21 protein-coding genes are annotated in these 17,521 nt (G+C 48.4%); 14 read left to right on the top strand and 7 right to left on the bottom strand.

The features are described 5' to 3' along the window. The first annotated feature begins 15 nt into the window (after positions 1–15). A complete protein-coding gene (locus PGS10_RS19315; protein WP_162750219.1) occupies positions 16–1,596 on the top strand; it encodes a YfjI family protein in 1,581 nt (526 codons plus the stop codon). Between the two features lie 341 nt (positions 1,597–1,937). On the opposite strand, the gene PGS10_RS19310 is transcribed toward PGS10_RS19315, so the two are convergent. Then, positions 1,938–2,156 (bottom strand): helix-turn-helix transcriptional regulator, encoded by a 219-nt coding sequence (locus PGS10_RS19310; RefSeq protein WP_042895201.1) that lies wholly within the window; start codon positions 2,154–2,156, stop codon positions 1,938–1,940. 109 nt (positions 2,157–2,265) lie between these two features. Then, entirely contained in the window at positions 2,266–2,880 is a 615-nt protein-coding gene (locus PGS10_RS19305) for an inovirus Gp2 family protein (protein ID WP_042895202.1), read from the bottom strand. An 889-nt stretch (positions 2,881–3,769) separates the two neighbouring features. On the opposite strand from PGS10_RS19305, the gene PGS10_RS19300 reads away from it, so the two are divergent. From PGS10_RS19300 to PGS10_RS19245, 12 genes are all read left to right on the top strand, one after another. After that, complete coding sequence (locus PGS10_RS19300) at positions 3,770–4,048, top strand: hypothetical protein (RefSeq protein ID WP_052320159.1); 279 nt, start codon at positions 3,770–3,772, stop codon at positions 4,046–4,048. 12 nt (positions 4,049–4,060) lie between these two features. After that, entirely contained in the window at positions 4,061–4,372 is a 312-nt protein-coding gene (locus PGS10_RS19295; RefSeq protein ID WP_113374453.1) for a hypothetical protein, read from the top strand. Positions 4,373–4,510: 138 nt separating this feature from the next. Beyond that, positions 4,511–4,978, top strand: a complete 468-nt coding sequence (locus tag PGS10_RS19290; protein WP_042895208.1) for a hypothetical protein — start codon at positions 4,511–4,513, stop codon at positions 4,976–4,978. Positions 4,979–5,056: 78 nt separating this feature from the next. Further along, entirely contained in the window at positions 5,057–5,413 is a 357-nt protein-coding gene (locus PGS10_RS19285; protein ID WP_227503555.1) for a hypothetical protein, read from the top strand. A gap of 80 nt (positions 5,414–5,493) precedes the next feature. Beyond that, on the top strand, positions 5,494–5,706 hold the full coding sequence (locus PGS10_RS19280) for a hypothetical protein (protein ID WP_042895211.1): 213 nt from the start codon (positions 5,494–5,496) through the stop codon (positions 5,704–5,706). 104 nt (positions 5,707–5,810) lie between these two features. Beyond that, positions 5,811–6,629, top strand: coding sequence for a DUF932 domain-containing protein (locus PGS10_RS19275; RefSeq protein ID WP_042895215.1), 819 nt, complete (start codon positions 5,811–5,813; stop codon positions 6,627–6,629). Positions 6,630–6,757: 128 nt separating this feature from the next. After that, positions 6,758–7,237, top strand: a complete 480-nt coding sequence (locus tag PGS10_RS19270) for an antirestriction protein (protein WP_042895217.1) — start codon at positions 6,758–6,760, stop codon at positions 7,235–7,237. An 11-nt stretch (positions 7,238–7,248) separates the two neighbouring features. After that, positions 7,249–7,728 carry a RadC family protein gene (gene radC, locus PGS10_RS19265; protein WP_042895220.1) on the top strand — a complete coding sequence of 160 codons (480 nt, stop codon included), beginning with the start codon at positions 7,249–7,251 and terminating at the stop codon, positions 7,726–7,728. Positions 7,729–7,738: 10 nt separating this feature from the next. Then, positions 7,739–7,960 (top strand): DUF987 domain-containing protein, encoded by a 222-nt coding sequence (locus PGS10_RS19260; RefSeq protein WP_042895222.1) that lies wholly within the window; start codon positions 7,739–7,741, stop codon positions 7,958–7,960. Positions 7,961–7,982: 22 nt separating this feature from the next. After that, entirely contained in the window at positions 7,983–8,345 is a 363-nt protein-coding gene (locus tag PGS10_RS19255) for a type IV toxin-antitoxin system YeeU family antitoxin (RefSeq protein ID WP_042895224.1), read from the top strand. A gap of 64 nt (positions 8,346–8,409) precedes the next feature. Next, on the top strand, positions 8,410–8,790 hold the full coding sequence (locus PGS10_RS19250; protein ID WP_063446370.1) for a TA system toxin CbtA family protein: 381 nt from the start codon (positions 8,410–8,412) through the stop codon (positions 8,788–8,790). Then, positions 8,787–9,278 carry a DUF5983 family protein gene (locus tag PGS10_RS19245; protein ID WP_042895226.1) on the top strand — a complete coding sequence of 164 codons (492 nt, stop codon included), beginning with the start codon at positions 8,787–8,789 and terminating at the stop codon, positions 9,276–9,278. Before PGS10_RS19250 ends, PGS10_RS19245 begins: the two co-directional genes overlap by 4 nt. 1,138 nt (positions 9,279–10,416) lie before the next feature. On the opposite strand, the gene PGS10_RS19240 is transcribed toward PGS10_RS19245, so the two are convergent. The 5 genes from PGS10_RS19240 to PGS10_RS19220 form a co-directional block, all read right to left on the bottom strand. Further along, positions 10,417–10,797 (bottom strand): hypothetical protein, encoded by a 381-nt coding sequence (locus tag PGS10_RS19240; protein WP_142975104.1) that lies wholly within the window; start codon positions 10,795–10,797, stop codon positions 10,417–10,419. Positions 10,798–11,425: 628 nt separating this feature from the next. Further along, positions 11,426–12,547: a hypothetical protein gene (locus PGS10_RS19235; RefSeq protein WP_316423358.1), complete on the bottom strand. Its 1,122-nt coding sequence runs from the start codon at positions 12,545–12,547 to the stop codon at positions 11,426–11,428. 74 nt (positions 12,548–12,621) lie between these two features. Continuing rightward, positions 12,622–15,066, bottom strand: a complete 2,445-nt coding sequence (locus PGS10_RS19230) for a T6SS phospholipase effector Tle1-like catalytic domain-containing protein (protein ID WP_316423357.1) — start codon at positions 15,064–15,066, stop codon at positions 12,622–12,624. Continuing rightward, positions 15,054–15,626 (bottom strand): DUF3304 domain-containing protein, encoded by a 573-nt coding sequence (locus PGS10_RS19225; RefSeq protein ID WP_047045769.1) that lies wholly within the window; start codon positions 15,624–15,626, stop codon positions 15,054–15,056. Before PGS10_RS19225 ends, PGS10_RS19230 begins: the two co-directional genes overlap by 13 nt. A gap of 48 nt (positions 15,627–15,674) precedes the next feature. After that, the gene (locus PGS10_RS19220) at positions 15,675–16,454 is read right to left on the bottom strand and encodes a DUF4123 domain-containing protein (protein WP_047078321.1); all 780 of its coding nucleotides are present in this window, start codon (positions 16,452–16,454) and stop codon (positions 15,675–15,677) included. A 322-nt stretch (positions 16,455–16,776) separates the two neighbouring features. Here PGS10_RS19220 and PGS10_RS19215 point away from each other — a divergent pair, with 322 nt between their 5' ends. After that, positions 16,777–17,268, top strand: coding sequence for a WbuC family cupin fold metalloprotein (locus PGS10_RS19215; protein ID WP_045391542.1), 492 nt, complete (start codon positions 16,777–16,779; stop codon positions 17,266–17,268). Positions 17,269–17,521 lie beyond the last annotated feature (253 nt).

The following is a 17,521-nucleotide window of genomic DNA, read 5'->3' as shown; positions in this document are numbered from 1 at the left end:
ATAAGGAACATTCAGATGAGTTCACGCCCAGGAGAGCACAATATTCCTCTGGCAAATATCCCGAGGTTACCGAACAGTCAGCAACAGGGTTTCCCTGTGAACAGCTTTCCACCCGTCTTACGAAATACCATCACCGCGTTACACGAAGACACAGGTATCCCTCCTGAATTAATTGGCAATGTTGTACTGGCTGCTGCATCGCTTGCCTGTCAGTCACATATTCATGTCATCCCTCCATATTCTGACACCGCTGAACAATGCTCGCTTTATCTCCTGACGATTGCTGAATCCGGTGAAGGTAAAACCACTATCAATAAGCAGGTCATGAAACCGTTTTATGAGTTTTCGGCAAGAATGAAACGGGAATTCGAGACGCAGCTAGTGGCTTACAAGCGGGACCACAATATCTGGAAAATAAAACAACAGGCCCTCAACAGCAATCTGCGACAGGCCATTAAAAAGAATTACTCCGGTGAGAACGAAGCAAAGGCAATAGAAGAACATGCTGAAACAGAGCCTGAACGTCCTCTCCGTCCGGATTTCATTTATGAAGATGTATCTCTGAAAGCTTTGGTGGAAGGTCTTGGTGAATGCCCTGAGGCGGGATTTATTACAGATGAAGCCATTACTTTTTTTAAAAGCTACCTGAAGAACAATCCAGGCTTGCTGAATAAAGCCTGGGATGGCGAGGCTTTTGATTTTCGCCGTGCGGATGGTGAGATTTATAATATTGTCCCCTGTCTGACTTTTTCTCTGATGGCCCAGCCTGGTGTCTTTATGGCTTATATTAGAAAGTATAGTGATGTTGCCAGAAACAGCGGTTTTCTGTCCCGGTTTCTTTTTTCATGGGTTAACAGCACACTGGGTAACCGGGGTGAAAATACCAGCCATGACTTAACCAATGCATCACTGGCACATCTGCATACAAGAATCAATGAATTACTGGAAATGCAGAGAGCCCGCTTTAACCACAAGGATATTGTTAAAAAACGGCTTCCGCTCAATGAGGAAGCTAAAGCATTCTGGCGCAAACAGTGGTCCGAAACAGAAAGAAGAATGGCGACCGGCAATGAATGGGAGCACATTCGTGATATCGCTGCAAAATCAGGAGCGAATACGCTCCGTATCGCCGCGATACTGACATTTTTTAATAACAGCGATGCAGAGACCATTGATAAAAAAACAATGGAACAAGCCTTTACCATCATGGACTGGTACATCCGACAGGCCAGTCAGTTATTTTATCCCATGTCAGAACGTTATCAGTTTGAACAGGATGTCCGGGAACTTCATCAGTGGTTAAAACACCGTTTTGACCAGTATAATGGTTGTGCATTTCCCAAAAATGAAGTTGAGAAATACGGCCCCAGCCGACTGAGACGCACGGAAAAACTGAATCCCGTCCTGAATCAACTCATCGGTCAGAGAATGCTTACCATCATCAAAATGCAACCTCATGGGGCACTGTATCTCTCGTACCTGACCACCGACGGTTATTATGTTGTACCGGAGAATATACAACCCTGCAGTCCAGTCATTATGGTCCAGAGCGCCGATAATACTCAAAACCCCGCGTTCATTGTTGACCTGTATTAATATCAATGATGACATAACTGTTATTGATTTCGAAGATTCTAAATAAATATCGAAACAACAAAGACCTTCAAATGAAACAAAGCCACCTACACTAAAATAGCTCATAAAACACACAATTATCAGTATCACTTTATGATGACTGTTGTAAAACTTGCTACAGTAGCAGAAAATTCGCCAGTTTTATAAATTACGCTCCAATAACAGTTCAAAAAGAAAGCAATCTGGCAATCACTTTCACGCATCCTGCAAGCTATCCACTTTCGTTTCATTCATAATTCACTTGATAAAAAACCATCAATATCCGTAATTGTAAAACATGATAAATAATCGTATTGATATGGTTATTCACTACGGGAATCAGTAATACGTTGCTGAACCCATGACTCAATTTCGCTTTTAAGCCAGCGGGAACTACGCCCCATTTTAATCGGCTTTGGAAACTGTCCTTCCTGAATTAATTTGTAGAACCATTTATCACTCAATCCGGTAAATTCAGTTATAAAGACCATATCTACCATTTTATCGCTCAACAAACTGGTATTACTGTTAGCAGTTGTCATGACGTTATCTCACTGTCCAGGGTTGAAAGGAAGACAGAAGCACCAGCAAGACTGATCCGGCACTCTGTCATAACATCTGCTTAATCAGTAAAAAAATACGGTGGTCACTTTAGCTCTGGCTGTAACCAAAGTTTCGAAAACCATCACTGCTTTTGCTGAATTCTTTTGCCAGGTATAACAGACGTTCTTTTACCTCCTGATAGTCAGTCTCAAAATACGGTTTTTTGATATTTAAAGTGTGATAAGGCTTAGCGGTAAATTCCACCAGGGAATAATACTGCTGATAATGATTAAAGTGTTCCAGCCGTAAAGCCCTGACCCAGGCTTCCATTATCATCAATGCCAGGTTATGGCGATATCTCTCACCTTCAGGACTATAACGTCCTGGACCACAATAGCTGTCATGGTTGAAGAACAAGGCAACGTGATAATGTTTGCGGCCTGACAACCCCGTTTCACGAGCCCATATATGGCGAACGTGGCAGGGATGTACACGACTACCTGATTTTTTCCTTCTGTGTAAATCAGCATTGACCTGTGTTTTCAGGGATACGATAAAACGGGTCATTAACGTAGAATCGTACTGATTGAAATCAGGAAGGCGGAGATCGACTCTTAGCACTAGTGTACGTGGATATTCCTGTAATGCCCTGTTGAGGGTTTCTTCTATGCGTAGCACTGCATTACGGTTTAAATGACCGTAACTACTGATATTGAAAGACATGTAATTAATCCCGTATAATGGTTAACTCAGACCATTAACAAAAGACGTAATTAATTATTTTTACCGATAATAAAAAATGAGTTACAAGCACACAATGGCATTAAAAGTTGACATTTACCAATGCAAATTAAGAATCTATAAAATACACAAAATCACTCATTGTAACTTTACCTCTCGCAAAAACAGAATTAATTGCATTATGTATTTCATCATTCTAAATTAAGTAGCCATATTGAATAGTTAACTCCACTATGTGTTTATATAGCTTTCTGGTAATCTGGTTATATAGAAAATACGTTAATCTGTTATCTGTACTATATAGTTATATTACCAAACAGACAGACAGTTGGCGCCAAAAAGTCAACCTGCAATATAAGAAGAAAAATGGTATATGAGACATTTTAAGATAAATATTCATATTATTTTACTCGCAAGTTAGCATTGTAGTTACCCACAACAACTCCATATTACTGTGAATGAATTTTAATTTAAAATTCCTCATCCCCACACCCGACACACTCACAGTCCCCCCCCCCTCACCACACGCTCCTTTCAGCCTGTGCAAATCAGCAATAGCTATCAAATACAGACCTTTCAACATATTTTCAGATATATATCACCTCTTTGCATTAGCACGCAGATAAACCCGGTCCTTGTTCGTAAAATTTCTCGATAAAGTTGATCTGCGAAAACGATCGAATAACACAAAATGATAGCTAAAAGCTATCAATTAACCATTAACTGATCGCTTAAAACTATAGATTTTAGCGATCAATTTACCGGTTTCGATCGGTATTAACCATTTTACTCCCCTGGTAATGCCTCTTATTTTAAGGGGTTTCAGGGGCGGGGAATCCCCCCTCTCCACCTTCCAACCCGTAAGGACACAATGATGTACATCCCCCAAAAGGCGCGCTTCGCACAGTTACTTCCAGGCATCCTGCTTTCGGCATTCATACTCAGCGGCTGTGGCGATAAAAATGAACGTGAATTTATCAGTGGCTGCAAATCAGGTGGTGGAACCACCGCCATCTGCGGCTGTATTTACGATGACCTTAAAACGAAATACACACACGGAGAACTGGAGAAAATGAACCAGCGGCCTGGTGATGTCCCACCAGACTTTATGAACAACATGCTGAATGCTGCCAGACAGTGCAAAAAATAAGGCGAACATTTTATGGCTCTCATTATTAAGTACTTCATTATTGCTTTCAGTATTGCGCTGACTGTTGTGCTGTTTAACGTTTTCAGCGCCACCGGTGAAATTCGCAGTTTTGGCCAGGGTATGGGCTATCTGTTCTGGATGACGCTGGGTCCCGGAGCCGGGATGTACATCGGCGCGGCCCTGCGCCAGTGGCTGATGCCGGATGCGGTATACACCAGCGAAGGCATGACAGGTCTTATGAAAGCCCGCCTGTTCTGGCTGGTCGGGCCGCAGAGCATCGGCTGGCTGGCCGGCCTGATGATGGTGGGAAAACAACTGATGTAAACCGGTTCTCTCTGCCACTTCACCAGGGAGAAGCCCTTCTCTGATGCAGGCCTCCTCTTTTCACTTTTCGCGGCAGCCGGGGCTGTTCTCTCTCTGGTTGGGCCGCGCTTTTGACCACTCACACAAAGGAAATACATCATGAATATGAAGAAAACAGGGCTGATGGCTCTCAGCCTGGTTGCATTGCTCCCCGTCACTTCACATGCTTTCGGTAACCCCGACACCTGGACCCGGGGCTGGGGTCAGGGGGTATCGGAATTTGTCATCACCGGAAAAGGGCAGTCACAGCTGCTGTTGTCCTGTGAGGATGAGGGCACCCGGGCAGCCACCATCACCCTGACCGATGCAAGTGGATGTCAGGTCAGTATGGATACGGATACTGCAATGCAGGTAAAAATCGACCAGCAGGAGGCCGTCGATATCAGTGAGTCAGGTAGCCGGGTGGGTGAGAACAATCTCGATTTTTCCTGGGGCCAGTTGCGCCAGGGTAAACAGGTGACAGTCTCCGGAACCGGTGTTACCTCCACCACCTTCGCGCTGAAGGGTGCTCGCGAGGTACTGCCTGAATTTGGTACCCACGGCTGTGTCTCAAAAGCTTCACTCTGAGTCATCAGACTCTGGCTGGTTATTTTTCGTTATGCCAACCAGCAGCCTTTGCCTCTCCATTTATAAAAAGGATTTATTGTGAAAATATCGACATGCCTGATGGCCTTTTCGCTCGCGTTGTCCACACCGGCATTAGCCGCAAAGCCACTGCCGGTAAAAGTAGAAACCAGCAATCTTGTCCATCCTGCCGGGACCCGCTACACAAAAGTGGTGGTGACCGCGCTCGATGACAGCGTGAAAGTGCAAAATATTAACGTGAACCGGGGCAACTGCCGGATAAACAACTACAAATCACCGTTTTCGACGAAAGAAACCATTTTACCTGCCCTGTTGCACTATGGTCAGTCCGTCAGTGTGAGCTTTTACAATGACTGTGTCGCTTCAGAGGTGGTTGTCACCACAGATAAAGGTGCATGGCGCTACACCTACCACTAAACAGCGTTCCTGTTTCAGTCCCTTCAATCCAGACCTCATTCAACCAGCGGGCTGCCTCCAGGCAGCCCGGAGCACATGTGATGACCTTTCTTAAAATGCTGGTGACCGCCCTGGGTCAGGCTCTGGCCTGGTGCGGCGGACATCAGGCCAGACTGTATATTGAAACCTGTTTTCGTCAGGCCGGCTACGATGATGATCGTATCGATGTGGCCAGAGAGGCAGTGACACTACTGGTTAGCGCGCTGATAACTGCGCTGATGGCACAAATACTGCGTCTCCTTGCCCCCTTCTGAAATCACCGTCAGCGGTCACTCCCCACGCAACCAGAATACAAGCCCCAGCCCCTTACCGGGCCGGGGCTTTGAATTTTTATGCCCTGAAATCCAGGAGAATTACCATGAAACTTGCCAGTCGTTTTGGACGCATTAACCAGATACGCCGGGACCGTCCATTAACCCGCGATGAACTCATGCAGTATGTCCCCAGCGTCTTCAGCAAAGACAAACACGATTCCCGCAGCGAAAGGTACGCCTGCATTCCCACCATTACGCTGCTGCAAAACCTGCAGCGTGAAGGCTTTGAACCTTTCTTTGCCTGTCAGTCACGTGTTCGTGACCAGAGCCGTCGGGAGCACACCAAACACCTGTTACGTCTTCGTCGGGCGGGACACATCACGGGGCAGCAGGTACCGGAGATTATTTTACTTAACTCGCACGATGGCAGCAGCTCATACCAGATGTTACCTGGCTACTTCCGAAGCGTCTGTACCAATTCACTCGTCTGCGGGCAGTCACTGGGTGAAGTCCGGGTTCCACACCGCGGTGATGTTGTTGGAAAGGTGATAGCGGGTGCTTATGAAGTACTCGGTGTTTTTGACCGGGTGGAGGAAAAACGTGATGCCATGCAGTCACTGCTTTTACCCCCGCCGGCACAACAGGCATTTGCGAAAGCGGCACTTAACTACCGATTTGGCGAAGAGCACCAACCCGTCACTGCATCCCAGGCACTGAGTGCCCGACGCTGGCAGGATGAGAGCAGTGACCTGTGGACTATCTACAACCGCCTGCAGGAGAACCTGATTAAAGGTGGGCTACCGGGCCGGACAACGAATGGTAACCGTGCTCACACCCGTGCAGTCAAAGGTATCGACGGCGACGTGAAGCTGAACCGTGCCCTGTGGGTCATGGCGGAAAGCCTGCTGGAGAGTCTGAAGTAATGCAGTGCATTTACAGCGATGCGCTTCAGGTTTCCCCCCATCCACTTCCCTGAACGACCTGACAGGTTGCCGGACACATATCTGTCGATTTATCTCAACAACTCACCTGAAAATACAAAGGAAATCAAATGAACAACACACTCAAACAAACCCGTTCCGTGGCGGGTTCGCTCACCTCACCACAAAGTGACACAGACGGTATCGTGTGCACCCCCGTCCCCGATGAACAACGTATCGTCTTCTGGCCACAGCATTTTGGCAATATCCCGCAGTGGATAACCCTTGAACCACATATCTTCACGTGGATGGAGCGCTTCTGCGAAGACTACACCGGCGGCATCTGGCAGTTTTACACACTGAGTAACGGTGGGGCGTTTATGGTGCCAGAAACTGATGACAACGATGAAAAATGGATGTTGTTTAACAGCATGAACGGCAACAGTGCGGAGATGAGCGCAGACGCTGCCGGGATGGCGGTCTGCCTCATCGCATACAGCCACCACGCCTGCCGTACCGAATGCAATGCCATGACAGAACACTACTACCGTCTGCGGGACTATGCACTCGTGCATGCTGAATGCCACGCCATTCTGCGCATTATTGACTGAAGGAAGCTGTTATGGAACAACTACTCCCGCTGTTTGCCCGTGAATTATCTTCCACCGACCAGCAAACCATCCGGGCAGCCTTAACCCTGCTGGCTCAACAGTTACGTGAACCCGGGGCGTCATTTACCTCCAGTCACGCCGTCCGTGACTGGCTGCGTCTGCAGCTGGCCACACTGGAGCGTGAAGAATTCATCGCGCTCTTCCTCGATAACCAGCACCGGCTGATTGCGTACGAAACCCTTTTCACCGGCACCATCAACCATACGCAGGTTCATTCGCGAGAAGTGGTGAAGGCGGCACTGAAACATAACGCTGCCGCCATGCTCGTGGCGCACTGCCACCCTTCGGGACAGGCTGACCCCAGCGCTGCCGACAGACAGGTCACAGAACGTCTCAGACAGGCACTGGACCTGGTGGATATCCGCCTTCTAGACCATCTGGTCGTTGGCGGTATGGAGATCGTCTCACTCGCTGAACGCGGCTGGTTATAAGGGGCCTGTGATGAAAATTATCAGTAAACGTCAGGCGATGGCGATTTATCGCCAGCATCCGCAGTCCCGGTTGTTTCGCTTCTGTACCGGGAAATACACATGGTCCGGCAGCATCTGCCACTATGCCGGACGAGAAGTTCAGGATATCAGCGGCGTACTGGCTGTATTCGCTGAACGCCGTCAGGACCGCCACGGCCCTTATGTCGTATTGCGCAGCGTCACGCTGAATTAACACACGTTTAAGGAAGGCTAAAATGCAGAACACGACAACTGCAGCAAACCATGATATTGCCGAACCCTGGTGGGGCCTTAAGCCTACTGTTATGCCGTGCTTTGGCGCACGACTGGTACAGGAAGGTAACCAGCTTTACTACCTCGCCGACCGTGCCAGTTTCACCGGTCAGTTCTGTGATGCGGATTTACACCACCTTGACCAGGCGTTTCCGCTGATACTCAGACAACTGGAGTTAATGCTGGTTTCCGGGGAACTCAATCCACGCCATCAGCACTGCGTTACGCTGTATGCGAAAAGACTGACCTGCGAGGCCGATTCACTCGGCTCGCATGGCTACATCTATATCGCGATTTACCCGAGCCCCTCTGAAGCAACCGCGTAGCCCGTCAATCCCGTTCCCTGACCCCTCCCTTTTTCTACCCGACTTCATTCAGGAGTATTTCATTATGCAAACCTTACCCGCCAACACGACACGGAAGGCACCGTCACGTCCGACACCCGTTGAAATCTGGCAGCAACTTCTTACGTATCTTCTGGAGCAGCATTACGGCCTTTCACTTCACGACACACCCTTTTCCCGGGAGCAGGTGATCAGGCAACATATTGATGGCGGTATATCACTGGCAGATGCCATCAATTTTCTCGTAGAAAAATATGAACTGGTACGAATTGATCGTCCGGATTTATCCATGCAACCTCAGTCACATTTTATCGGGATGATTGATATTCTCCGGGCTAGGCGGGCAACAGGGTTGATGCAACGCAACGGCTATAAACGGATCACTCTTCTCATCGCGGGAAATGCAGATCAGGAGCAACACTTATGAAACTATCCCTGACGGTGGAAGCTGATACCGTTAATGTACTGGCTCTTAATGGGGGCCGGATCGCCGTGGATATCGACGGTATTGAACTGGCAGAACTGATTGATGTGGTCTGTGACAACGGCTGTACATTACGCGTGACTGACACACCAGGGGAACCGGGAGTTGAAAACCCATTCCCGTCTGCCTCCCGGCTGAACGGCATACAGTGCAGCATCACCCATATCACCCGTGAAGATAACGCCATTCTGGACCTGGTCTCTCTTCAGCATCACGGGGGCGCTAACAGCGACTGGATATTGTACACCAGCTACGGCTACCTGCTCAGACTGAATGCCCGTCGTCATCCGGTACTGGAGCTCAGGCGAATGGGATTATCAAAAACCTGTCGGTGGTTAGTGGCGACCCTCATACACTGTGGCTACACCGATATCATCCATCTTGATGCCTCCGGAGAACGCCTGCCTGGTTTCGCCACTTTTAACTGGTAGTATGTAGCCGTTACTGGCATTTTTAACGGTCGGATACCACCCTCACCAACATGATGCAACTGCCCATACATTTTTCGACGATCTCAACCGAAAACTGCCAGTAATACCGGAGCTGCATTATTTATTAATGGATAACTCAGCTCCGGTACAGACAGAATGAAGTCAATACGGGGTGGTATATACGGCAAGTCGGTTGAACAAACGTGTTGTTCCAGCATCTTGTAAGTAATCACCACTGGCAAGAAATTGTCACACCAGCGCAAATGCCAACCAACACTCCCCCTCAAATTAAGCCACTTCCGAAGCCAACCCGCTGTCCACGATGCATTGTGTTGTTTGAGTCTAAAACAGCATACAGACGACATCACAAAACATGCCAGCCGACAGTTCTAGTCAGCAATAACATCCTCCAGGCAATTCGAGAAATATATTCTTTCAAAATGCCAAAAATACAAATGTACAGCACAAACAAGCAAGAATGGTAATAAATTCTATAACGTTCCTGATATCGAAAAATACCTTTCACTGCATCCTGAACCACCAAAGATCGGGAAATTTGGCATTCCGCAGGCGAAATTCAAATATAACACCTACGGACGAAGTGGTATGTAGTATGACACCTGGAGTAAAAGCTAACCTAATACAATAAACCGTCAAGTTGTTCATTCATAACTCAACTGGCTCAGGAGAATTCAAGAGCCAGTCGGAGGCGAGTTATGGTAGTATTCTACATCTAAGTAGGCCACGCACTTTCTGTAGATGTAACACCATCAGAAGTTGGATAAAGTGACCAAATGCGCGCTTCAATTCCATCGTTTTGAAGCTTACGCATGAAGTAACGTGCCTGGAGTGCATCATGGGTGGCAATCACAACCTGGTAACCATGGTCGACAATATAATCCCTCAGCACATCGAATACTGAAGAAGCATGTACCAAGTCATGATGCTGGGTTGGCTCGTCAAGCAGCAAAACTCACAAAGAAGGCGACGGATATTCCAGTGCCATTGACAATAAGAAGTGAGCAGTAAATCAGTCAACTGCGCCTCGCTGATTATAGCTGGCACCGGTACCAACTCACTATGAAGTAATACCCAGACTTCAATTAAAAGTCAGAAAAGTGATCTGAAAAACCTTAGATTACTGATCTTTATATACCTTTTTATCAATATTCACACTGGTCGTTCCAAGTACCTTTCCGGATTTATCCATCAAAAATAATATGGTGTCATTATTTCTCTTTAACTGTTTGAGAATAATAGTAAGACCATTGTTACATAAGAAAGATGTACCCACATACGCTTCAGCATCATCATCGACGCCATTCATAGCATCGGAAAAGTTACAACGAACTGTAGTTTTTCCATCTTTGGACTTGTATACAGCTCCACCATCTGACCAGACAAATTTAAACTCGCCGGAATTCGGATACGCTGTAATAACAGTTTGGTTTGCAGCAGCTCCTGCACAAAGAAATAGCGACATGAGACCTAAAAAACAGTTAACAATTTGGTTATTCATGTATTTTATAAGCTTCATCGGCATTACGCGGTTTTAATTTCTTTTCATTATCCTACTTTCATACTTCCATGTCATGTTGTTTTTCCAAAAAGTTGACTAGCTCATCAAAATGAACCAGATTTCACTATAATGAAAGTGAAAAATAACCTGCCCATAAGATTTCCTTATATAACATACCATTCACTCGCAACACTAGCTATTTTTTGCAAGCCGTTACGGTCAATTTCCAGGCAATTAAAACCAGCGATAGCAATTTTCCCAAGTCCTCTTTACTCCATGCTTGGCGTTCGATTATCCACTAAAGACAGATGATCTTTCGTACAGAACATCGCATCAATATCTGTGAGGCAGCTCACTAAACACCAAGGAGTATTGTTATGGTATCCTTTTCAAACGCTCATGACACTCAGCACGATTCCGTCAATGGTCAGCGACCCGTACCGTCGAAACCTATTCAAATGGACGCAAAAATTTCTGTTCAATTTTCCATTTTACCTTACTGCAAACAGGGGCCTTACTGGGGGCATAAAGATTAATCGAACAGAAATAAAATTATTATTTTCAAATAGTTAAATAACAAGTTCGAAGTCTGCAGGGGACACCATGTTTACCTCATCTTACGGCTATTTCAATTCTCTTCCCCACCCGGTTTAACGATCCCAAGTGCCAGCGTATGTTGCGGATCGCGGGCTATCCAACTACAAGGTCGGCGAAAATACTCAGCACTTATCGCGGCAAGCGCGATGACTATTAACATTTCCATCTCGCCACAGTTGCCCCAATAAACATCCTGCCGATGGCGGGTAATATTCCAGCCGCAGCCAGATAGCGTAGGCTGCGCAAACAGTATGCAGGCGTCAGGCGCCTCTTCGAGCCCGATTTGCCGCTCCGCTCGAGAGCAAGTCTCTGATAATGTTTCTTTATCTGTAACATCGTACACTTCACCGCGAGTGAGGCAGACGGAGCCGCCCTTACCAACCAGCCATAATGCCGCCGACTCGCCGGCTGGCAGTACCGAGTAAAAGGAAGCCATTAGCGAGTGGCACCCGGCCACCAGAATCGCTTCATTGCTCGCTAAGGTGTCGCTTATCGCAGCAAATTCCGCAAGGCTCTGTTCGCCTCGCCACAACCGTGGCTCAGCAGGCAACCCGACTGTAGGAAATGTCGCCTGCATCTGAGCGCAAAATGCCTGCCAGGCGCGGCGCGAACCCTGCCAGTAACAGCACCGTAAATCGGGTAACCCAGCGTGGAGGCGTTGTTCCTTCCATTGCAGCACCAGCATTTTCACGAGCTGTACCTCGCGTTCATGCGCAGGCTCAACCAAGGTACGGGCAACTCGTAATGCCTTGCCGCTCGCCTCGTTTTTTACCTCTGCGGGACGCTGTTCATGTTTGAGCAGGCGCCACCAATGCGTATTCGTTGATCCAGACGGCCCGAGCAACACTACGTCACTTAACGTAAAATGCAGCTGATGCTCTGTCCACCACTCCTGCTGATACTGACTGACCAGCCGGTAATAGTATTGAGCGTAATGAACCGACAGCCGGTAATAGAGGAGACGAAGCATCCACAGTATCACCATCACTATCGCACTGCCGCATGACACTATGCCGACAACGTTTCCAACAGGCTGAAGTATTAGCGCCCCGATTCCCGAGAACACCACCACTATCAAGCTTATCGACAACCAGAGCACACCATAAGGCGGGCTGGCAACCTGGTAAGGCGGATATTCAGGTAATGGCCTCATCTTCCATATCCGCACAATAGGTGCAGAGTAAGGTTCTGGCGTCTTTCCTGTAACATTGTTCGCTCCTGCTCCAACTATACCAGCAGCGCTGAGGCTATTGATTCCGTCCAACGCTTTTCTATTTGTGATTTCTTCAGCGCCAGCCGCTGCTCACTAATCATCTGGGTTTGACCGGCAACGACCAGGCCAGGCTCCATGGTGGGCAACTGTAACTGCGCGGCGTTTTTCAGCATCGATAATGGCTTACCAGAAAGCAGATCGATTGCCTGAGTTTCCAGATAAATAGCCCCCGCAGCGCCAATTACCTCAATAAGCTCACCCATTACCCGCTTCTGTTTAATGATAACGGCGACACCGCCTGCGACCGTCGCTGCCCCAACTACCGCACCAGCAATCATCAGTGGAGTTAGCGGTTTACTACTTCGGCTGCCAAAGTAGATCATCCGCTGCAGAAAATAACTCCCCCACGGCTCGCGGGCTCCTAGAGCGCTGTGCATAAACCATGCGCGGGAATCATGTATTTGCTCGTCGAACAACGCCCGTACCAGTCCTGCTGGCAGATGGGCATTACTGCTCTCACCCTGCGGCGGAAAAAGTATTTTTTCTCGCTCGGCGCCTGTGGTTTTTATTTTTAGCCACTCACCGTATTCATCATCACCATTTAGCAGGAAAATCCCATTACTCATTGCGTCGACGGCCTTAAACAACCAATTGCCGTTATCCGTACGCGATAGTCGATGATAATCCTCCCGAAACTCATCTGCCGCCTGACGCAATTGCGTCTGCCCAAGGGCGGCATCAAAATCTTTTGGCCCTTGCGGCAGCATCAGAAACGCGGACTCCTGATCTTGCTCAACAATACGTTTACGCCGTGCTTTTTCTACCGCCTGTTGGGCCTCCTCTCTCTCAGCTTCAGATTTTTTTCTGACCTGCGGATCGCTATCTTTATCCAGTCCATTTGCCGCAGAATCGATGTAAAAGCGCTGGGTCTTGTAGCTACCGCCGGCATAGCGATTAATGCGCCATGCGGTGATCCAAGCGATCTGTTCTTCCAGGGCTCGTTCCAGGCAGAGGGGAGCACGTTGGGGGTCATATTTGGCGGCCAGTTCTTTACTAATATCTTTGGCGTAACTTTCAACACTTAAAGTTAAAGTCCTCCAACTGTTAAAACGCAGAACCACTTCTGGAGAAATATCAAAGTCACGAACTAATTGGACGGGCATAACGCGCCAAAGATCCTTTTTCAAATCAACAGGTAAACTTTGCAGCTTCACCTTTAATGGCGCACCTATATTATAGGCTGCAGCGTATATATCATTCAGCGCAATTTGGGATATTAATTCTAAATCAGAATCACCTTTTCCCTGATCCCCCGGCGGATATCCTCCCCCTATATCCGAGTGCACCCCCGGATAAATAACCTCCACGCTATTCGCCGGGTATTTGCCGTCCGGGCGGCGAATGGAATCCAGCGGGAAACACAGCCGCTGTTCATGTGCCGAAACCAGATGTACACAGCGTTTGATAAATCCGCCGTAGAACTCTTCATCCGGCAGCTCCTGGCTTCCGTCCGCCCACCCCATATGTCCTTCCGCTACGGGGGCAATATGCGCGACCCCCACTGAAGCAACGGTATCTAACAGGCCCAGAAACTCCACGCTTAATGGGATCTTCAGCTCTCCCACCGCCAGACACTGTTCGGGCTTTGTTTCTCCCTCCCCTGGCTTTGGCAGCAGTTCGCTCAGCCAGTTAACAAAGGTCCTGGCCGCTGCCGCTCCACGAGAAAAACCATACACATACAGCTTAATGCCTAATAGCTTCTGTTTGCCGGGCGTAGCGGGCAGCAGCGCTTTGCGCAGATCTGCGGACATTGCATTCAACAGATTATGGATGGTTTCATAGCGGTTAGCGCTGCCGGTCAGGCCAAAGGAAACCATCGATGTTGCCATCTTTTTGACCGCCTTCCAGCTATCGCCATCCGAGAGCGCATCCTTATCCATGGTCCGTTTGAGAGCATCGACCAGCCGTAGCAGCCCCCAGTTTATCCGGTCTTCGCCGTGTGTTGCCGCGGCGAGTCCCATTATGCTGAAATCCAGATCCATCACCTCCGGGAAAGGAGTACCGACGCCGGGAATATAATATTTGTAGTATTTATTGCCGCCACTGTTGCTGGCATCCAGCAGCTCAGGCCCTTTATCCGCCAACCCACCAGCATAACCCTGGCCAATAGTGGCGCGGAACAGGCGGGCAATATTAGTTGGATGCTTCGGATTGGCGACAAAAAGATCGTGATTAAGGTTATTACCGGTGCCATCAAAAAACAGGCTGATATGCAGTGTTTTGCAACAGGGGGGCTCCACGCGCCGCCCGACGGCCAGCGATAATTGCTGTCGGTAGGCCGTTTCAAGGCTCTCCTGGCGGAGGCTATTCTGCCCTACCAGCGCGGCTTGCGTCGGTAAACGTCCTTGCGCCGGAAACGCAGGCGGGTACCATGCCCGCTCGCTAATTATCGCGGACATAATTTCGGCTCCATCATCTTTATAGGTTCCTTAATGGGGTATCCCGGACTGCCGTAGTTGGCACAACTGGTGGTCACTTTGGCCCGATCGCAAGGCAAAAAATGCACGGTGATCCCGCAGGTTTCCTGTCCCGTATAGTCCGGTACCGAAACTAAAAATGAATGATGTCCACCTAATGCATTGATTTTTTTATACCACTCTTGTATTTCATCTGAATAACTTTGCCACGCCTGATAATATTCTTTTTCACTCATTCTAGAGGTATCAGGCCGTTCTGGCTCTGGGATATCAGGAACATCGCTGGCAAAAGCCACCCCCGTTTCCCAGTTCACCTTTACCGTCATCCCTGGTCTCCATTTCGCAGGTACCTGGTAACAGCATCCACCGCCGCCCCCCTGATACGGCCCGATAATGTCTATTCCCGACTGGCCATCGACGCTGAAAGCGTTAATCGCCCAACGGGTATGATTGATGGCTTTAATGGTTCCCGCCAGCGCCCCCTGGCTGGCGACAGTCAGCAGCAATGCCACCAGTATCACGCGCGGAAATGTTAGGTTCATGGAATATTCCTTTATCAATAACGAGGCATGTGAGTCATGATTTGGTTTTCATTCTGCAAGAGAGTGCCGTTCCACCAGGGTATTCATCACCCATTCCTCGCGATCGTTGTCCAGCAAAATTCCATTTTTTGTCGCATCCAACATCGCCCGAAAGCAGGCTGAAAAGCGTTCTTCTTGGGAGCTGAACAAGCTGTCCGGCAGACTTCGATGGCGAAGAAATAACCTAACGTCGCAAAGACACATCATCACTTCGAATTGCTCATCACTGAAAGCGATTTTCTGGCATTTTTCACCACGCCCAAGCGGAGCGCCGTGACCGATCAATAGTGCCGGCCTGGCATCAAGATCCAGCCAGCTCCAGAAGAGTGCGGGACGACGTAGCTGCGCTTGCTGCTCGGGTTGCAGAATATCGGAAAATAGCCACGGAAATAGACGAGCGTCAAAGTAGCGAAAAAGGCCTGATCGCCCCTCATGCGTTGCATCAACGCAGTCAGTTAGCCATTCGGCTAGCGTGGAGAAAGCCCACTGCGACCCTATTGCCAGTAATGGCGTTCTGGTTTGCGTTTTATACGCCAGTTCGATAAACCACTGCCGCTGTAGCGGGGCATTAAGTGCGATACGAATCAGGAGCGGCGCCATTTCGGGCAGAGATTCCTCCGGCAGACCAAGGTAAAGGGACTGCCATTGAAGAGGGGGAGAAAACTCCTCAAGTGCCGGGATAATGGAATAATCGAGACCGCTCTGGTCAATAATAAAATCAAGATACGCCGTTTCTATTTCGGCACAAAGCGGCTCAAGCTTGCTTACCCAGTCACTTATAGATTGCATACTCAACTATGTTTCCCTCTGTAAGAAACGCTCAGGTATGTTGCTATTTCCCCCCTATTTTTATGCTACACACCTTCGCCAACAATAAAAGAATAATGATTGAGATGAGATAAAATTAAGCGACGCCACTAAAAAAATAAAAAATCACTTAAATATATTCATCAATATGAAATAGATAAATCACCCTATGCTAATGGCGTTAAATGTGCATAATCAGGCAACCGGGAGAGCAATCTGCGCTTCGTAGCGCAGATTGCTCAACTCCACCTTAGTCATGCAAACCGGCGTAAGCCCTGAGTCATCTTTTTTGCAGGCGGTATACATGAAACAAATCACTATCAGTGATATGCAACAACAGAGCGCGGCCGCCGCGGTCTCACCCCGCCTACGGGCGCATCGTAACTTCCATCCGGAACTCAGCGATCCGGTACAGCGTCTGGCCATTGCCATGGAGCCGGGAACTTACATTCGTCCTCACCGTCATCCTCATACTTTTGAGCTGCTGCTGCCGTTAAGCGGCCGTTTTGTAGTACTGAACTTCGATGAACAAGGCACCGTGACCCACCGCGTGGTATTAGGAGAAGAATGCACGGCGCTGGAAATGGCGGCCGGCACCTGGCATGCGGTATTGTCGCTCGATCGCGGCGGTATCATTTTTGAAGTCAAGCACGGAGGCTATCAGCCGGTAGCCGAACAGGATTCCGCGCCATGGGCGCCAGCCGAAGGCGCGCCGGGTACCGAGGAATTAATGGCGTGGTATGCCACGGCGCAGGTGGGGGATGGCGGTTTTACTCTCCAGAAGAGCGCCCGCTAATTTGTGCCTGCGATGGTTACTATAAAAAGGCGCTGCGGCGTCTTTTTTATTTGTCGATACAATCATTAACATCTAACGCATTCAGTTTTAGAGTAATTTATTATAGTTCAAACCCGGCTTACCGTTAATTAAGCATTGTTCTATTCCTTATTTATAAAACAGGGATTATAATTATCTACAGAGGGTATTTTAACCATCCTCCGCCGTATAAATATTATGAACTATAAACTCACATTCCGCTGATGAATAGTTT

Source organism: Klebsiella sp. 141153 (genome assembly GCF_032601995.1).
In the GTDB taxonomy this organism is placed as follows: Bacteria; Pseudomonadota; Gammaproteobacteria; order Enterobacterales; family Enterobacteriaceae; genus Klebsiella; species Klebsiella aerogenes.
The sequence above is the reverse complement of the archived record's forward strand: the minus strand, read 5'-3'. Positions and strand labels throughout refer to the sequence as shown.